10 protein-coding genes and 1 pseudogene are annotated in these 16,017 nt (G+C 59.9%); 9 read left to right on the forward strand and 2 right to left on the reverse strand.

Annotated features, from left to right (window positions below; all coding sequences use genetic code 11):
• Positions 1-175 (forward strand): annotated as a pseudogene (locus AC1D06_RS37545) (IS630 family transposase); the annotation flags it as partial.
• A gap of 2,824 nt (positions 176-2,999) precedes the next feature.
• Here AC1D06_RS37545 and AC1D06_RS37550 read toward each other — a convergent pair.
• Together AC1D06_RS37550 and AC1D06_RS37555 are read right to left on the reverse strand one after the other, a co-directional pair.
• Positions 3,000-5,000: an ATP-binding protein gene (locus AC1D06_RS37550; RefSeq protein WP_477990723.1), complete on the reverse strand. Its 2,001-nt coding sequence runs from the start codon at positions 4,998-5,000 to the stop codon at positions 3,000-3,002.
• A gap of 471 nt (positions 5,001-5,471) precedes the next feature.
• Positions 5,472-5,750 carry a colicin immunity domain-containing protein gene (locus tag AC1D06_RS37555; protein WP_477990724.1) on the reverse strand — a complete coding sequence of 93 codons (279 nt, stop codon included), beginning with the start codon at positions 5,748-5,750 and terminating at the stop codon, positions 5,472-5,474.
• Positions 5,751-6,434: 684 nt separating this feature from the next.
• Here AC1D06_RS37555 and AC1D06_RS37560 point away from each other — a divergent pair.
• From AC1D06_RS37560 to AC1D06_RS37595, 8 genes are all read left to right on the forward strand, one after another.
• Positions 6,435-6,713: a hypothetical protein gene (locus AC1D06_RS37560; RefSeq protein WP_477990725.1), complete on the forward strand. Its 279-nt coding sequence runs from the start codon at positions 6,435-6,437 to the stop codon at positions 6,711-6,713.
• Positions 6,703-8,001, forward strand: a complete 1,299-nt coding sequence (locus tag AC1D06_RS37565; protein WP_477990726.1) for a PBSX family phage terminase large subunit — start codon at positions 6,703-6,705, stop codon at positions 7,999-8,001. Before AC1D06_RS37560 ends, AC1D06_RS37565 begins: the two co-directional genes overlap by 11 nt.
• Positions 8,001-10,073: a portal protein gene (locus tag AC1D06_RS37570; protein WP_477990727.1), complete on the forward strand. Its 2,073-nt coding sequence runs from the start codon at positions 8,001-8,003 to the stop codon at positions 10,071-10,073. Before AC1D06_RS37565 ends, AC1D06_RS37570 begins: the two co-directional genes overlap by 1 nt.
• A gap of 242 nt (positions 10,074-10,315) precedes the next feature.
• Complete coding sequence (locus AC1D06_RS37575; RefSeq protein ID WP_477990728.1) at positions 10,316-12,997, forward strand: hypothetical protein; 2,682 nt, start codon at positions 10,316-10,318, stop codon at positions 12,995-12,997.
• A 363-nt stretch (positions 12,998-13,360) separates the two neighbouring features.
• Complete coding sequence (locus tag AC1D06_RS37580; protein ID WP_477990729.1) at positions 13,361-13,594, forward strand: hypothetical protein; 234 nt, start codon at positions 13,361-13,363, stop codon at positions 13,592-13,594.
• Between the two features lie 44 nt (positions 13,595-13,638).
• Positions 13,639-14,595, forward strand: coding sequence for a hypothetical protein (locus AC1D06_RS37585; RefSeq protein WP_477990730.1), 957 nt, complete (start codon positions 13,639-13,641; stop codon positions 14,593-14,595).
• A 30-nt stretch (positions 14,596-14,625) separates the two neighbouring features.
• Complete coding sequence (locus AC1D06_RS37590; RefSeq protein WP_477990731.1) at positions 14,626-15,621, forward strand: DUF5309 domain-containing protein; 996 nt, start codon at positions 14,626-14,628, stop codon at positions 15,619-15,621.
• Between the two features lie 13 nt (positions 15,622-15,634).
• The coding region (locus AC1D06_RS37595) for a hypothetical protein (RefSeq protein ID WP_477990732.1) at positions 15,635-16,017 on the forward strand (383 nt) is incomplete at its 3' end.

Here is a 16,017-nt window from a genome sequence, read left to right on the forward strand (position 1 = left end):
CGGCCAATGTCTTAACCGCCGCATCGAAAGCCACGATCGCCTCATCGCCGAAGTCGCCGCTTGGGAACACCGTCGCAATCAAAGTGGAGCCCGCATCAAATGGATGTTCTCAACCGAGCAAGCCCGCGCCAAACTTGCCAAAGCATACCCAAACCCAATCGCCAAAGAGTCATAATCTCTGTGCAGAGGTACTAGCACTCGGGCTTCGTCGACGACGAATGAGCGCAAGGACGGGACTGCTCTAAGACTATGCAGCAGCGCTGCACGCTCGCGCCCTCCGTCCGAATATTCGCGCAGGTAGCTTGCCAGCTTCTCAGCAAACCCGGCGCCTGTGCCGCTGCTAGCGATTAGGCGTCCAGCCCGGCGCGCATGGCTGGTCACCTCTGGGCAGCACAATTTTAACGCGTAGGCGACGATGAAGGCGAGGACGTCGGAGTATGTTTGAGCGCTGTCGATTGTGTCGACCGGCTTGGCAAGCCGAAACTCTCGATACTCCTTCAGGTGCTCTTCTGTCTCTGACCAGAATTCTCGGAAGGGGATTGGATCTGCGATCAACTCAAGTACGTCATCAAGGTTCAGGAAGAGCGAACTGCCGTGTGACTGGCCTGTTGAGAGTTCAGTGACTAGGACATCGAACCCTCTTTCGATCGCCGTCTTTCCGTCTAGCTCCAGCCGAAGCCGCTGCACCGCAAGCTTCTGACCGCCCATGAATGCTGACCAGTGACCTGAGAAAGCGGCCTTCTCGGCGAGCTCAAAGTATGTGGTCGCTTCCTTACGGAGGCCGARCTGCAGGTAACGCCGCGAAATTGCACAAGTAGCTTTGGCATCTGCGACGATGTATGGCCGCTTGGCGATGAAATTCTCGATGTCCTCTTTGCTTGAGCTCAGGAAGAGATTTTCCGCGGCGCGAGCATATGAATAGTCAACCCGATCTCCATAGTTCGTCGTTCCGTCTCCGGCCGCAAGAAGAGATTCCAAGGAATCCGCCTCGATGTCGATTGAGACACTGCGCTCAGAACTATAGTCGCTCGGCTCCCCGCGGGTAACTCGGCGAAGCTTCTCTGCAACATTGGCGGCGTCCTGAATCAGCGGCTCGATCGCTGGCGCCGCTTCAGGAGCAAAATGAATAATCTCCTTCAGGATGATCTCGCGCTCTGAGGGCGGACACCAGCGCTGCACCGACGACAGAAGGATCGAGATTGACCCCTCCCTTTCGGAAGGCGTGAGCGCGGGAAGCGCCACCTTAAGGTACCGCTCAATGCCACCGGCTGCGAATGGCACGACCAGATAAGCGCAGGCGATGATGGTTTTACCAGCAAGGGTCGGGTCATGCTTAGCGATTGAGGCAAGGGCGGCCTCCACAATTCGGGCCCAGGTGGCCAGATTACTTTGGAGCAACCTGTTAGTGACCCCTGCAAGAACACGAGGACTCACTCCAGCGCCGTCCAAGAGGTCCGCGACCAGCCGGACGGCCGTTTCGTCCCCTTCAGTCTCGTCCATGCCGAGAATGAACTGGGCGAAGGCGATAGAAGATTCCTCCATGGTGCTCGGAGAAGTCTCGCAGGCTTTTAGGAACGACCACGCCCAGAACGTGTACTGAGGTTCCTTCTTGGCCCGCAACCAATAGCCGAATGTATCTTGGTGCATAGCGTCGAGCGTGGCGCGGGCTTCGTCCGCGAGGCCGATGTGACAGTACACGCGCGCGAGCGACGTATAGGAATCTACCGCCTCATGGGGAGTGCGGTCGGCGCGCGCAGCAGCCCGTGCAAGGTCAGCGCGCGTTCGTGCAGCAGCGGAGTCGCCGTTGACGTCGAAAACTGCTTTAGCGAATTTGACCCGGAAACCCTCGGAACGCGCAAGGTTGTTGTCACCGCGCGCTAGCCTTTCATCCATTGCAGCGACAAATTCGTCGAACGCTGTTTGTCCCCAGGTCTCGGCTATCTGAACAAGGTGCCGAGCAATGCTGCCCAGAAAGCCAAAAAACCGGTAAGCAGCGAAATCACCGGGGTCCGCTCGGGTTTGAGCGAAGAAGAGGACAAGGGACCTCAGGGCCCGCATCGTCAGGCTGGTTTCTTGCTCGCGAGCGAGAGCCTTCAAGGCACCCAGCTCCCGCATTTTTGTGTGGGCGTTTGCTAGGAGCGTGCTGCCTTCTGGATCGCGGGCGCCGCCTTCGTCTGGAATCGAAACGCCTAGAGCTGCGCCGAGGAAAGCAGTTTCGATGATCGCTCTCGAGAGGTCCCCTAGGTCCTCGTGTATTGTATCCTGACGATCGAGCCTGGGAATCGTAAGCGTGGAGGCAAGCCTTGCCGCGAGGGTCAGGTTTCCGAGTTTCCTTGCAGCCAAGGCGGCCGCGCGTCTCCAAGATGGATGGGCCGTATCGAGCGCGCTAGATGCGAGTGAGAGGCACTTGAGGGCCTCATCTCGCTTCTCGTCTTGAAACGCGAGTTCTGCAGCATGCACGCCCAAGCACGCAGCTTCTTCATCGGTTAGTTCGAGCAGCTTCTTGATCTCTGACAAGTCGGTGATGCGCTGGTCGCTGACAGCTCCCAAGGCAAGGCTGAACTTGAGTCCGCGCCGCGTACCCGAGCCATCGTCGTCGTCATGCATCCCACGCGTCTGAACGACAACCGAGTCGACCAGTGCAGCGAGCTTGTCGAGCGGCCGGAAGCGCTGTGCTCTCTCGATCCAGCCGCGCGCGCGCTTCATTTCGTTGTACGGATCGAAACCCTCTCCAGCGAAAAGAACCTCAAGGGGCTCGTTGGCTTCAAAAACTTGCCGAGCTCGCTCAGTGTCTCCTTTGAACCAGTAGTGGTCGACGAGTTTGAGCCAACCCTCGCCACTTTCGCCAACTTCAAGAGCGTGCCGGGTCGCAAGCTCTACATCTCCAAGTTCCAGTAGGAGCTCGACGAAGTCGAGACTGCTGACTGCCTCCAGACGATAATCGAGCTCTTTCTCGACGAGCAGCCGGTTCAAGAGGACGACGCGATCACGCGTCGGCTTCACTGCGGCATAAGTAAGCCGCAAGTCCGTGTAGATTTCGCCAGAGGGACGGAAGGCGCGAAGCGATTGCCGGAAATAGCTGGAGTGCCAAGCGCGAGAACCCTAGCCAAATCCCCGGCCCTCGACTGATACCGTAACTGAAACCAGTATTGCGGGTCGTCGGGCAGCGCTTTGTCAGCGATCGCTGCAAGCTTTGAATGGATAGCCTGCTCTAGGTCGTTGCTAGGTTTGCCAAAMTTCCGTCCGGTCTCCTGTGCCACAAATAGTCGAAAGCTGTTGTGGAATATGGAGAGCCGGCTCTGGCGATCGATGGAAAGCAAGAATCCAGCCGTCGCAAGGACGTCCTCGACCGCCTCGTCGTTACTGCCTTCAGCGAGCTGCTCGCATGACAGCGATCCTTCCGCCCGCGCGAGAAGTCCTAATGCCGAGCGAGATGATGGCGCCGTGTCGAGTTTTTGCCAAACACGCTCGTAGATTTGTTGGAGAGACTGTCCCAGGCCATCGGTGTCGGAGAGGATTTTCTCTGCGAGGTCGGCGTCGGTAACAAAACGAAGCGCCTCGATGAAGTAGCGTGCCGTCAAGGGATGGCCACTGCACTTTTCAAAGAGAACGTCTCTGTCGACGAATGGAGGGAGATTGGCTGCGTCTGCTAGGGCAAATACGGCCGCCTTGCTCAACGGCTCAATGGTGACCGTTCTCTCGCCCTCTTTCGCTTGCTGAATAATCGTCGCCTGCAAGCCCGGGAGTTCGATACGCTGAGTGCCGAGGACAATCACCACGCCCTCAGGGACAGCGGCGGCGGCCGGCAACTCGGCTAGAAAGCTTACTTCGGGATTTTCCTCGCGCGGAACATGGTCGAGCCCGTCGATTACGATGAGCGTCTTTCGACCTGACTCTGTATACTTGGCTCCTGCGGCTTCAAGCTGTTTCGCAAATTCCGTCCTCAACCCCGACAGATTGTCGTTCGAGAACGTTGAGGCGTAGAGCCCCTGACTGCGCAGCTCGGCGATTATATCGTTTAGGAACTCGCCTGCTTCGGCTCGGCCGAGACCGTGCCGCTGGCCGGGATGAAACGCGAGGTACCTCGAGATACTGTAGCTGGGGGTCGAGAATAGCCCACGTTGCAGAAGTGTAGACTTGCCGGTCCCCGGAGGTCCAATGAGCGCTATATAGCCCTGCGTTGTGTGCTCAATGAGATCGAGTAGCTTTCTCTCTGTCGCTTCGTTCTCTTGGTAATCGGGCGGAACTGGAAAGATGTGGACGTTGTGCTGGCTTAGCCTCGACCGCCACCTCAACCTATCTATCAGGTCCTGCTCGGTGTATTTCTGACCGGCGTTCGAGGCGCGGACGAGTGCCGGAAGCAGGTTCTGGATCGCTGCTACTTTCGATCGGTCCGCTGGGGCAAAATTGGCCATCGCATTTGCCTGAAGTGCCCGCTCATCCTTCAGCTCAAGATGCTGCAAAAACTCGAGGAAGGCCGATTGATCTAGGCCAGATCGAGTTCGGAGATCAGTGAGCGCGTCTCTCCAGATCGAGCTGGTGATGGCATCATCGTCAAGTTCTGAGCAGGAGATGAAATCGGCAAATGCAGCACTGTGACGTGCACCCTCAGCATTGGTGTTCGCAAGAGCGGTATCGGAAGTGCTGAAGAGACCGGCAAAGATGTAGCGTAGATGCACGTTGCCTGTCTGGAAACGCTCCTTCAGGGCGAGCCAAGAGGCGGCCATTTCCGCAATCAGTGCGCCCTTTAGCTCAGTGCCGAGGGAAACATACTTCGCACTCTTTTCGCTCTTTACCTGAGTGGCAATAACGCGCCCCTCGGCATGCAGGACCAAATCGTCGAATATGCCGGCAGCCGGTTCCGCGATTGATATGGCTTCGAGCGCACCGTCCTGCATGTGTCGAAAGAGGACGCTTGCCGAATACTCGTACTGTTTCCAGTACCCGGTTATTGCGTTCGCTTCGCCTGTCGACGGTGCTTTGTTTTGATTGGTCACCATTCCCTAATTACTTACCATTTAAACCGGAACAACAGAAGCATTTAACCGTGGTCTGGCGCGTGCGGAAGCCCCTGGTGCGGTCCAGCGGCAGACGCTGGCGGCATCCAACCGGGGCGGTTGGTCAGGATTGCGTGAGGGCAGGAACTCCCTTTGCTCGATGGGGTGCAGGGGAGAGCGAAGTTTCCCTTGCGAGTGATTGACCGGCGATAAGGTCTCTAATGCGAAACGGGCTCGATGCCCGCGAGCGCCACCTCTGAATGCAACGGGGACGCGCCCGACAGGATTCGAACTTTCTCCTAGCTATTGACATAGCTGTATGACATGCGTCTGCTTTTGGAAATCCCGGGTTCGGATTTGAATGGCCGATATGAAGGCGCAAAGCCGCTTAGTAGATGCGCAGCCTCACATGGCCGCTTCGCGTCAATCGCGGTCATCCCGTCAAAGCAACAGGCGTTCTCACGCGTGCATGGCTTACTTCAAGGCCAGCAACTTTGAGTATGTCTCTGAGATGTCTTTGAGGAAGCGAGAATCATCCATTTCATATGGCTCGCGCACTCGTCCATCTTTATCCGGAACATGGACATCGATACTTGTAAACACCCAATTTAGCGGTTCATACAGATGCTGCGGAAGCGACCTTTTCTCCGCCTTGAACATATCGAGATACTGCTTCTCGAAAACCTCGACGGGGATCTCTTCATCGAGAAATGATCGTATAAGGTCGATATATGGTTGAATATCATAAGACATCGATCGTGCCCGTCATAGGTGTCCTGTGTAGAAACCAGGGGCTGAAGACCATAGGGGCTTTGCAGTTAAATTTCGGTGGAATATTGGCCCATGCTCATCGCGACCGCATTCCGGCGCAGAGCCAGTCGGCATCATAACTCTTATCAGCCGGCACTATCTGTTCCTCGCTTGGACGTGCGCGTCGGGCCAAGAACCGCCACCCAACTGTTCCTAACCATGGCTTTGCTTCCGAGAAACTCTTGGCTAGCCAGGTGGCAAGGTGGCGCCAGTGCGCAGAGATGTCGCATCTGCCTCTGCCTTTCGATGAACCTGGAAGGGGGGTGCCACGCGCCAGATCTCCGCATTCATCTAAATTCAAATCCCACCTTGTTAATGTTCGCTCCACCCCCCAAATGCCGGTGTAGGACGCCTCGGGTCCCTCGGCCATCGCTGCCGATACCCGAACCCAGCCGACGCCAACAGGCGATCGGCACAGTGGGAGGCTTGTGGCCTTTTCCGTTTTCTTCAGTTTGTCCGTAAGTCCATACACACGCTCATCCGCCACCCCGTCATCGCAAGCTGGCGGGTTTTTTCATGCATGAAAGGAACCGCCATGGCGAAGAAGACCAAGCCCAAGCCGTGGCCGAAGCCGGGGTGCTGAATGGTGGACTGGCTTTCCCTTTCACGTGATCGGGGCGTTTGACCATGGCGCGCAAGGCAAAAAGCAGCAGCAAGCAGGACATGCCGTTTCGGGATGCCCTGAAGATGGAGCTGGCGGCGCTGGAGCTCGACAATAGCCGTGGGCTTCGGCAGATCGCCTCGCGGTTGATCGAGATGGCCGAGAGCGGGGATTTGCGGGCGATCAAGGAGATTGCTGACCGGATCGACGACAAGGCGCAGGCGGCTGCCGGGGGTGATGAGGCGGTGGCGCCGATCAAGCTTGTGCAGCGGATCGAACTCGTGGCGCCTGGCCATGACAACTGAGCAGATCGTTCTGCCGCCAAAGCTCATTCCCGTGTTTTCCGGCGAGGCCGATATCCGGTGCGCCTGGGGTGGGCGGGGCAGTGCCAAGACGCGCAGCTTTGCCAAGATGACCGCGGTGCGCGCCTTCATGTGGGATGCGGCGGGGCGCAGCGGGCAGATCCTTTACGCGCGGCAGTTCATGAATTCGCTGGCCGGTTCCTCGCTCGAGGAAATCAAGGCTGCGATCCGTTCGGAGCCGTGGCTGGAGCCGCATTTCGACATTGGCGAGAAATATGTCGCGACGCTGTCGGGGCGGATTTATTACACCTTTGCCGGCCTGGACCGCAGCCTCGACAGCATCAAGTCGCGGGCGCGCATCCTGCTCGGCTGGGTGGACGAGGCCGAGCCGGTCAGCGAGACGGCGTGGCAGGTGCTGATCCCGACTTTGCGTGAGGAGGATAGCGAACTCTGGGTGACGTGGAATCCGCGCCGCCGGGCGAGCGCCACGCATAAAAGGTTTCGCGAGACGGCCGATGAGCGCTTTCGCGTCGTCGAGATGAACTGGCGCGACAATCCGTGGTTTCCGGCGAAACTGGAGCGTGACCGGCAGCGCGACCTCAAGGAGAGGCCGGATCAATATGCGCATATCTGGGAAGGTGACTTCGTCACGCTGCAGGAGGGCGCCTATTTTGCCCGGCCTCTGAATGCGGCGAAGAGCGAGGGCCGGATCGGCAAGGTCGCGGCGGATCCGCTGATGCAGTATCGCGCCTTTGTCGATATCGGTGGCACCGGCGCCAAGGCGGATGCGTTTGCCATCTGGATTGCCCAGTTCGTCGGGCGCGAGATCCGGGTGCTGGATTATTACGAGGCCGTCGGCCAGCCGGCGGCGGCGCATCTCGAATGGATGCGGTCGCGCGGCTATCTGGCCGGGCGCACCGAGGTGATCCTGCCGCATGACGGCTCGACCAAGGATCGCATTCACGATGCCTCCTATGAAGGGTTTTTCCGCCAGGCCGGTTATGCGGTGACGGTGATCCGCAACCAGGGTTCCGGGGCGGCGTCGAAGCGCATCGAGGCGGTTCGGCGGCTGTTTCCGTCGATCTGGTTTCATGCCGAGACCACCGAAGGCGGGCGCTCGGCGCTCGGCTGGTATCACGAGAAGCGTGACGAGGAGCGCGGCATCGGGCTCGGGCCCGACCACGATTGGTCGAGCCATGCGAGCGATGCCTTCGGGCTGATGTGCGTGGCCTATGAGGCGCCGAAGCCCAAGGCCGAAAACTGGGATTTCAAGACAAGGAAGGTCGTCTGATGGCGGATACGCCCGACAGCCCGGAGCGCGGCACGATCTCGGCCCAGGTCTTCGACCTGGTCAAGGAATGCGAGAAATATCGCACCGACATGTCTTCGGATCGCCGCAAGGCGATGGAATATTCCGAGGGCGTGATGAAGGATACGCCGGCGGACGAGAACCGTTCGCAGGTGGTGTCGCGCGATGTGCGCGCGGTGATCAAGAAGGTGAAACCGTCGCTGATCCGCACCATTCTCGGCAATGACCGGATCGTCGAATACCAGCCGCTCAGCGAGGGCGATGAAGGCGGCGCCGAGCAGGCGACCGACTATGTCAACCATATCGTGCTGCCCGAAAGCCTGGCCGACCAGGCGATCGAGGATGCGGCCGACGACGCGCTTCGCCTGCGCAACGGCATTGTCCGGGTCTATTGGCAGAAGAAGCGCTCGGTGTCGATTTCCATGCATACCGGGCTCGACCAGCAGGCGCTGATCCAGCTGGTCGGCGACGACAGCGTCCAGGTGCTGGGCAAGGATCAACGCATGCAGCAGATCGACGTGCCGGGCGGGCAGCCGAGCCAGGAGCCGGTGTTCGACATCCGGATCCGGCGGGTGACGGAGGCCGGGCAGATCCGGCTCGAAGGCGTGGCGCCGGAGGAATTTCTCATTCATCCGGATGCGCTCGATATCGATGACAGCCCACTCACCGGCATCAACAAGCGCATGCGCCGCTCCGAACTGGTGGCGATGGGCTATGACAGAAAACTGGTCGACGACCTGCCGACCGCCGGCACCGACGACAGCAAGGACGATGAGCAATTCAGCCGCAGGCGCGATTGGCAGGGCCGCGACAACCCAGCCGCCAAGGCGGCGCAGGAGGTCGAGTATTACGAGCTTTACGCCCGCATCGACCAGGATGACGACGGTATCGCCGAGCTCCGGCGCATGGTCTATCTCGGCGCGATCAACGACAAGTACAAGGTTGAGGACGAGGAGACGGACGATGTGCCGTTTGCCGATCTCGTCGTCGAGCGGCGGCCGCATCAGCGCGAGGGCAATTCGATCCCCGACGATGCGATGGAGATCCAGCGGGTCAAGACCGTGCTGCTCAGGCAGACGCTCGACAATATCTACTGGCAGAACAATCCGCAGCCGGCGGTGCAGGAAGGCACGATCGCCAATCCCGAAGCGGTGCTGAACCCCAAATTCGGCCAGCCGATCCGCATCAACCAGGGTGTCGACGTGCGCGAGGCGATCCAGATCAACACCGTGCCCTTCGTCGCCCAGCAATCCTTCGGCATGCTCGACTATCTCGACAATGCGCTGATGGATCGCACCGGTGTCACCGATGCCTCGAGCGGCCTGCCGCCCGATACGCTGCAGAACATGACGGCGACGGCGACAGCGCTGCTCGAACAGGCCGGCATCGGCCAGACCGAACAGATGGTGCGCACCTTTGCCCGCGGGCTGAAGCGGCTGTTCGGCATTGTGCTGCGGATGGTGATCAAGCACCAGGACAAGCCGCGCACTGTGCGGCTGCGCGGGCAATGGGTGGAGTTCGATCCGCGGCAATGGAATGCGGCGATGGATTGCACCGTCAATACCGGGCTGGGCGCCGGCACGCGCGAGCGCGACATGGCGATGATGCAGTTCATCGGCGCGCAGCAGGAAAAGCTGCTCGGCGCCTTCGGGCCGGCCAACAACCCCTATGTCACCCCGGACAATGTCTGGAACGCGCTGGCCCGCGGGGTCGAGGCGGCGGGGCTGAAGACGCCGGAAATGTATTTTACCAAGCCGGACCCGCAACAGCTGCAGCAGATGCAGCAGGCGGCGGCGAACAGGCCCGATCCGGAAATGGAGAAGATCAAGGCGCAGCAGCAGTCCCAGGCGGCAAAAGCGCAGATGGATAGCCAGATCGAGCAGCAGAAGCTGCAGAACGACCTGCAACTGCAGCAGCAGCGCCTGCAGCAGGAGGGCGATTTGAAGCGCTACCAGATCGACCAGGAACTGGCGCTCCGGCGCCAGCAGAACGCCGCGCAGATCCTGACCAGCGAGCCGGTGGCGAATGCGCATGTCGGCGGAATGCCGGGGTGAGGGGTGACCGCTTCAGAACGGGAGCAGATCGCCGAAGCCCCAGATGAGTGTGCCGATTGCGGTAACGGTCAGGTTCTGGGAGGCCCGAGGCCTGGATGGTCTGATCGGTGAACCTGACCATCGGCTCCGCAGCAAGGTGGCGAGGGTTTTCGCATGACCTGCGACCGCTCTTACAGATGCATCAAGCCCCGCCGAATGCGGCCCGGCACCTATCAATCTACGACCTCTTGAAAGAACTCCTAATGGCGACGATCGATGAGTTGTACCAGGCGCTGGCAAACGCCAAGAATGCGGGCAACACCCAAGCGGTGAACGCGATTGCGCAGGAAATTCAGCGGCAGCATGTGGCGGCGTTAAATCAGCCGCCGGTCGCTGATGATGGCGGCACCAGTCCGCTGTCCATGCTGAATGGCATGAACAGGCAGCTGGGCGCCGGAGGGCCGACGCGCCTGCAGGCCCGTTTCCTAAGACGTGATGGCGCCGGTGATGACACCAATTTCGCCGATACCGTGACGCCCGCCGATCCCCATAGCATTGGCAACGATGTGACCAATCAAATGATTACGCAGGCCATGCGTGGCAGGCCGGCGGCTTCGATAAGCGGCAATGGTCCTGAGGACGCAGCGGACCCTATCACCTATCCTGGGCTCAGATGGCTCGATCAGGCCGAAAGAGCAGGCCGGACGTTGCCGACCGGCGGTTCCAGGCAGATGTCGAGTGACGTACGGGCAGCGCCGCCCTCCGACAATCCCCGCAACGCCGGCAACCATATCCGAAACCAGCCCGCGACCGCCGATGGCCCGTGGGACCCATGGGCTATTCTCGCCGCGGCAGGCCAACAGCAGAGGCGGGACACGGGGAATCCGCTGGCGTTTCCGGATCAGATGAAGGCGCAGCGCGATCCTTCGGCCATGGAGGACATTTCATGGGAACGGAGTGGCCGTTGGCGGGTGCCGTACAGCGCGTTCAATCGGCCATTGACGCAATCCGATATTCAGGCAATCAAAGACTATTTGAACAGCGTCACCCCAAAACCGATCGAGGATCCAGTCATAGCTCGGTATGACGCCCTTCCGTGGTATGGCCAAGCCGGTCAAGCTGCTGACGATGTTATCAGAATGCTCGCCAATGACCTGACCCTTGGCCATGCAGATAACTTTGCCTCTTACATGAACGGGGACGATCTGGCGAAGGAGCGTCAGAACTCGCGGGATGCACGCACTCGAGCGGGTTCGGCAGGGGATCTCGCAGATTTGACGGACAAAAACGTCGACGACTTCGGCCGCACTTTCGCCCGCGGCGTACCAATCTTCGGTTCCTATGCAGACGAAATGAATGCCGGAATCAATGCTACGGTTGCGCCCTATATCGCGTCACTTGTTCCAAGGAGTTGGGTGCCCCAGCCATTACCGGAAGAGAACTGGAACGACAGATACAATCACGCGCTACAGATCGAGCGCGCAAAAGATGCGAACATTGATGAGAACCATCCGGTATTCGCGACTGCGGGAAAGTTGGGCGGGAGCGCCGCCACTATCGCTGCGACCGCGCTTAGGGCTCCGGCTCTCGTGGACTGGATATTCGGCAATGTTGGCAAGACGATTGTGCCACGCATGGCCGCCGCTACCGTTGCTGGCACGATCGGCGGCGCGGCTCAAGGATTTGGCGATGGACAAGGGGATCTGAAAAACAGGCTCGGAGAAGCCGGTAAGCAGGCGGAGTTTGGTGCCCTTTTGGCGCCTGCACAGACACTCCTCGGGATCGGAGCTAGCAAGCTCATACCCTATATCAAAAGCAAAATACTGGGGGAGGGCATCGATGTACAGACCGGCCTTCCGAAGGACGAGAAACTGTCGCCGGGAGCAGCCGAGTCGAGGGAAGACCTGGCGTCGAGCAGCAGCGAGACGTTGAATCCCGCTGCAAAACAGGAATTCGATCCGGTCACCGGCAAACCTCTTCCGGCCATCGTCGGTGATCCGCCGATCGCGGAGAACACTGCCGGGGGGCAAACGGCCGATGAAAGCGGGCGCTTGCGCCCCTCGAGCCGGAAATCCCACAATGGCATCCATCTGCCACCGAACAAAAAAGCCCGGCCTTTCAGCGCCGACTACGCCAACCCTGTTCGGGGACAGCATTATGATCCGACCACTGGCAAACTTCTACTGACCATTGATGGCGATGCGATTGGCGCCGACGCCGCTGTTGTCGGAAGGCAGACATTGAACAAACGCGACAGACCATTGCCAGCCAGCAAGCGCGACGACATCACAATTGCAACCACCGGCAAGGGGCCTACGATCAAGCCTATGCAAAGCGGGGATTTAGGACAATTTGAGAATGTACCCACGTCCAGAGTTCAAAAGCAGATCAACAACGGTGGTTATGAGTCTGAAGTAACCGTGGACAGCGGATTGTCAAAGAATGACGCGGGTCTGGTCCAAGACCATGAAAACGGTCATGCAATAAATAACATGGTGGGCACCGTCATCACCTGGCTGAAGAACGGAAAACTTAAAATTCCCTATCGGGATATACCTATCACTCCCGAGATGGAGCCGGAGCTTGAAACTGTCTATCGCGACGTGAATGGCAACAAGATGCCCAAGGATTTCGGTTATCTTCCCAGGGACGAGCCGTCTGAGTTGATGGCAGAAGCCGTTCGCGCCTATATGGAAAATCCGAATTATTTCAAAACCGTGGCACCTAACACCGCCAAGCAAATCAGGGCGTACGTCAACTCGCATCCGCTCTTGAAAGATCACATCCTGTTCAACGCCCGCACCCCGAACCTCATCTCCGACAACTATGCGGCCCTGAGCCCGGATGAGGGGACGGCGGCTCAACCGAGGGTGCCCAACCAGGGGGTCAAGGATGCGATCATGCGGGCGTTGCTGGGCGCAAACCCGACCAGCGCGGTTTCGTGAGCGGCGAGCCGCTTGGCTCCCTTTTCCTCGCTGCGAAGAAGAGGAAAGCCGCGTCTGCGTCGCCGCCAAACTAACTCTGCATTATTGCATAGGCGCTCGCCCGACCGATACCACAGCTATCGCATATGGCGAAAGACCCTCTCTGGCCTGCCGGCCATCTCCCCCACAAGGGGGGAGAAGACTCGTGGCACTCTCCCGGCGTCAATCAGGACACAGCGGAGCCGCGGGTTAAGCTCCCCTTGTGAGGGTTCGACGGACGGGTCGAGACCAGTGGCTCGACTTTGTAAGTCGTGAGGGGTCTTTGCGTCATATCGATAGCTCTGCGGCCGATCCGGGCGATAGGCGCCGCAACCGGAGACTTCGATGACCGATGAGGAACGCAGGCGCATCGCACAGGCGCTGCTCGACATGCCGCTGTTCAACCAGCTTTGGGACGAGCTCGAGACATCGGCGATCGATCGGTGCATCCATGCGAAGCCGAATGACGACGAGACACGACGCGTGATGGCCGCCGAGGCCCGCGTCATCAGACTTTTCCGCGACCGGATCAGGAGCTTGGCTCAATCCGCCGTCGAGGGAAAGAAGGCGCCGGCATAGGGCCGGCGCGGAGCGACAAGCTCCCAAACCCAAGGACAACATCGATGACGACAGCAACCGCCAACCTGGCCTCGGCCGGGAGCGATAGTGCATCGCAAACCCTTTCCCTCGACGATGCCGCAAGCCTGGATTTCCACGATCCCGAAGAGGACAACGGCGGAGCCTGGCGACCGGACGGCGAGGAGAGGAACGACGCCGTCAGCCTGGAAAAGGCGGCGCAAAACCTGAAGACCGATGACGAAGGCGATGAGCCGACCGGCGAGGCCGGGGCCAACAAAGCCGACGAAGCCGATGACGGTGACAAGCAGCCCATCCTGATGAAAGGCGGCGAGCAGGTCACGCTTGGGGAACTCAAGCACGGCTATATGCGGGACAAGGATTATCGACACAAGACGCAGGCTCTCGGCAATTCGCGCCGATCGCTTGAGTCGACGGCAGCTCGCGTCCTCAAATCCGTGGACGCCGTCGCCGGATTTCTTGCAGAACAGCTTCCCGACGAACCGTCGCGGCATCTGGCGATGACCRACCCGGGCGAATATACCCGCCGCAAGGCGATGTTCGACTCCGGCATCGAGCAGATCCAGTCCATCCTGTCCTTCGCCAACGACACCAAGACGGCGTCGCGGGAGATGACGGCTGAACAGCTGCAGGCGACGCTTGCCCAGGAAAACGCACTTCTCGTCGACGCATTTCCGGAGCTTCAAAAGCCGGATGTGCGGGAAAAATTCTTCGCCGATGCATTCAGCACCGGCGGCGATTTCGGCTTCAGCCCCGACGAGATGCGGCAATTCAACGACCACCGGTATTTCAAGGTCATGCATTGGGCCATGAAGGGACTGGAGGCCGAGCGGGCGCGCAGCAAGGCGATGAGCAAGCTGGACAATGCCCCGCCGCTCACGCCCAAGGCGCGGCAGGCGGGCAAGACTGCAGGAAGTCGTGACGCGATGCGAAAGCTGTCTCAAACCGGGTCGATCCACGACGCGCTCAAGATCGACTTCTGATCCGACACTTCCATCAAAGGAATATAGGCAATGGCTGTTATCGCCAATACCTTCACCACCGCCAATGCGGTCGGTAATCGAGAAGAGCTGTCCGACGTGGTGTCCCGCATCACGCCGGAAGACACGCCGATCTATTCGCTGGTCGAAAAGGGCAAATGCGTTTCGATCCATCCCGAATGGGAAACGGACGATCTCGCCGCCCCCGGCGCCAATGCGCATGAGGAAGGCGAAGATTATACCTTCGCCAACGTCACGCCGCCGGCGCGGATGGGTGACTATACCCAGATCGTGCGCAAGGACTGGATCATTTCCGGCACCCAGGAGGAAGTCTCCGAGGCCGGCAATGTGCAGAAGCGCAAATACCAGCGCGCCAAGAAGGGCGTCGAAGTCCGCAAGGACATCGAATTCGCCATCGTCTCCAACACCGCTTCCGTGGCCGGCGCGACGCGCTATCTCGGCGGCCTGCCGTCCTGGCTGGTCACCAATGTGTCCCGCGGCGCCAGCGGCGCCAATGGCGGCTTCAGCTCCGGCACCGGGCTGACGGTGGCGGCGACCAACGGCACGCAACGCGCCTTCACCAAGACGATCCTCGATAGCGTCATGCAGCAGGGCTACAATTCCGGCGCCAACCTGCGTTATGCCGTCACCTCGCCCTATGTGAAGAGCGTCTTCGTCACCTTCATGTCGGACACCAATGTGGCGTCGTTCCGCTATGCCGTCTCCTCCGGCGGCGAGAAGAACACGATCATCGCCACCGCCGATTATTATGAAGGCCCGTTCGGCAAGGTGATGATCATGCCGAACCGGGTGCAGGCGGCCGCGGCCGGCGTCGCTCGCAACGCCTTCTTCCTCGATCCCGACTTCGTCTCCTTCCTCTGGCTCAGAAAGATCCAGGACGACAACGATGTCGCCAAGACCGGCGACGCCGAGAAGGGCGTAATCATCGGCGAGGGCACGCTGAAGGTCAGCAACGAGAAGGGCCTCGGCGTCGCCGCCGACCTCTTCGGCCTGACCGCCAGCTCGTAACGGAGACCTGACCATGGATAGCTACAAGCCTTATTCGCTCACCGCCTCGGTGGTGCTCGACCGCACCCGGCACATGAAGACGCCGCTGGTGCTCAATGCCGCGGCCGGCCTGACCGTGACGCTGCCCGCCTCGACCGGCGGCGGCGATGAATACGAGATCATCGTCGGCACGACGGTGACCTCCAACAATGACGTGATCAAGGTCGCCAATTCGACCGACATCATGCAGGGCGTCTGCTGGCAGGCGGCCGATTCCGGCTCGACCTCGAATGCCTGGGAGGCCGGCGCGACCGACGACACGATCACCCTGAACGGCACCACGACCGGCGGCATCAAGGGCGACCGCATCCTCATCAAGGACGTCGCCTCCGGCCTCTGGGCCGTGCAGGTGTGGGG

It is taken from the genome of Rhizobium sp. P2_G2 (assembly GCF_056403555.1).

Coding starts and splice junctions, on each gene's coding strand:
- AC1D06_RS37555 (WP_477990724.1), bottom strand. CDS start 5,750: ATGTCTTATGATATTCAACCATATATCGACCTTATACGATCATTTCTC.
- AC1D06_RS37560 (WP_477990725.1), top strand. CDS start 6,435: ATGGCGCGCAAGGCAAAAAGCAGCAGCAAGCAGGACATGCCGTTTCGG.
- AC1D06_RS37565 (WP_477990726.1), top strand. CDS start 6,703: ATGACAACTGAGCAGATCGTTCTGCCGCCAAAGCTCATTCCCGTGTTT.
- AC1D06_RS37570 (WP_477990727.1), top strand. CDS start 8,001: ATGGCGGATACGCCCGACAGCCCGGAGCGCGGCACGATCTCGGCCCAG.
- AC1D06_RS37575 (WP_477990728.1), top strand. CDS start 10,316: ATGGCGACGATCGATGAGTTGTACCAGGCGCTGGCAAACGCCAAGAAT.
- AC1D06_RS37580 (WP_477990729.1), top strand. CDS start 13,361: ATGACCGATGAGGAACGCAGGCGCATCGCACAGGCGCTGCTCGACATG.
- AC1D06_RS37590 (WP_477990731.1), top strand. CDS start 14,626: ATGGCTGTTATCGCCAATACCTTCACCACCGCCAATGCGGTCGGTAAT.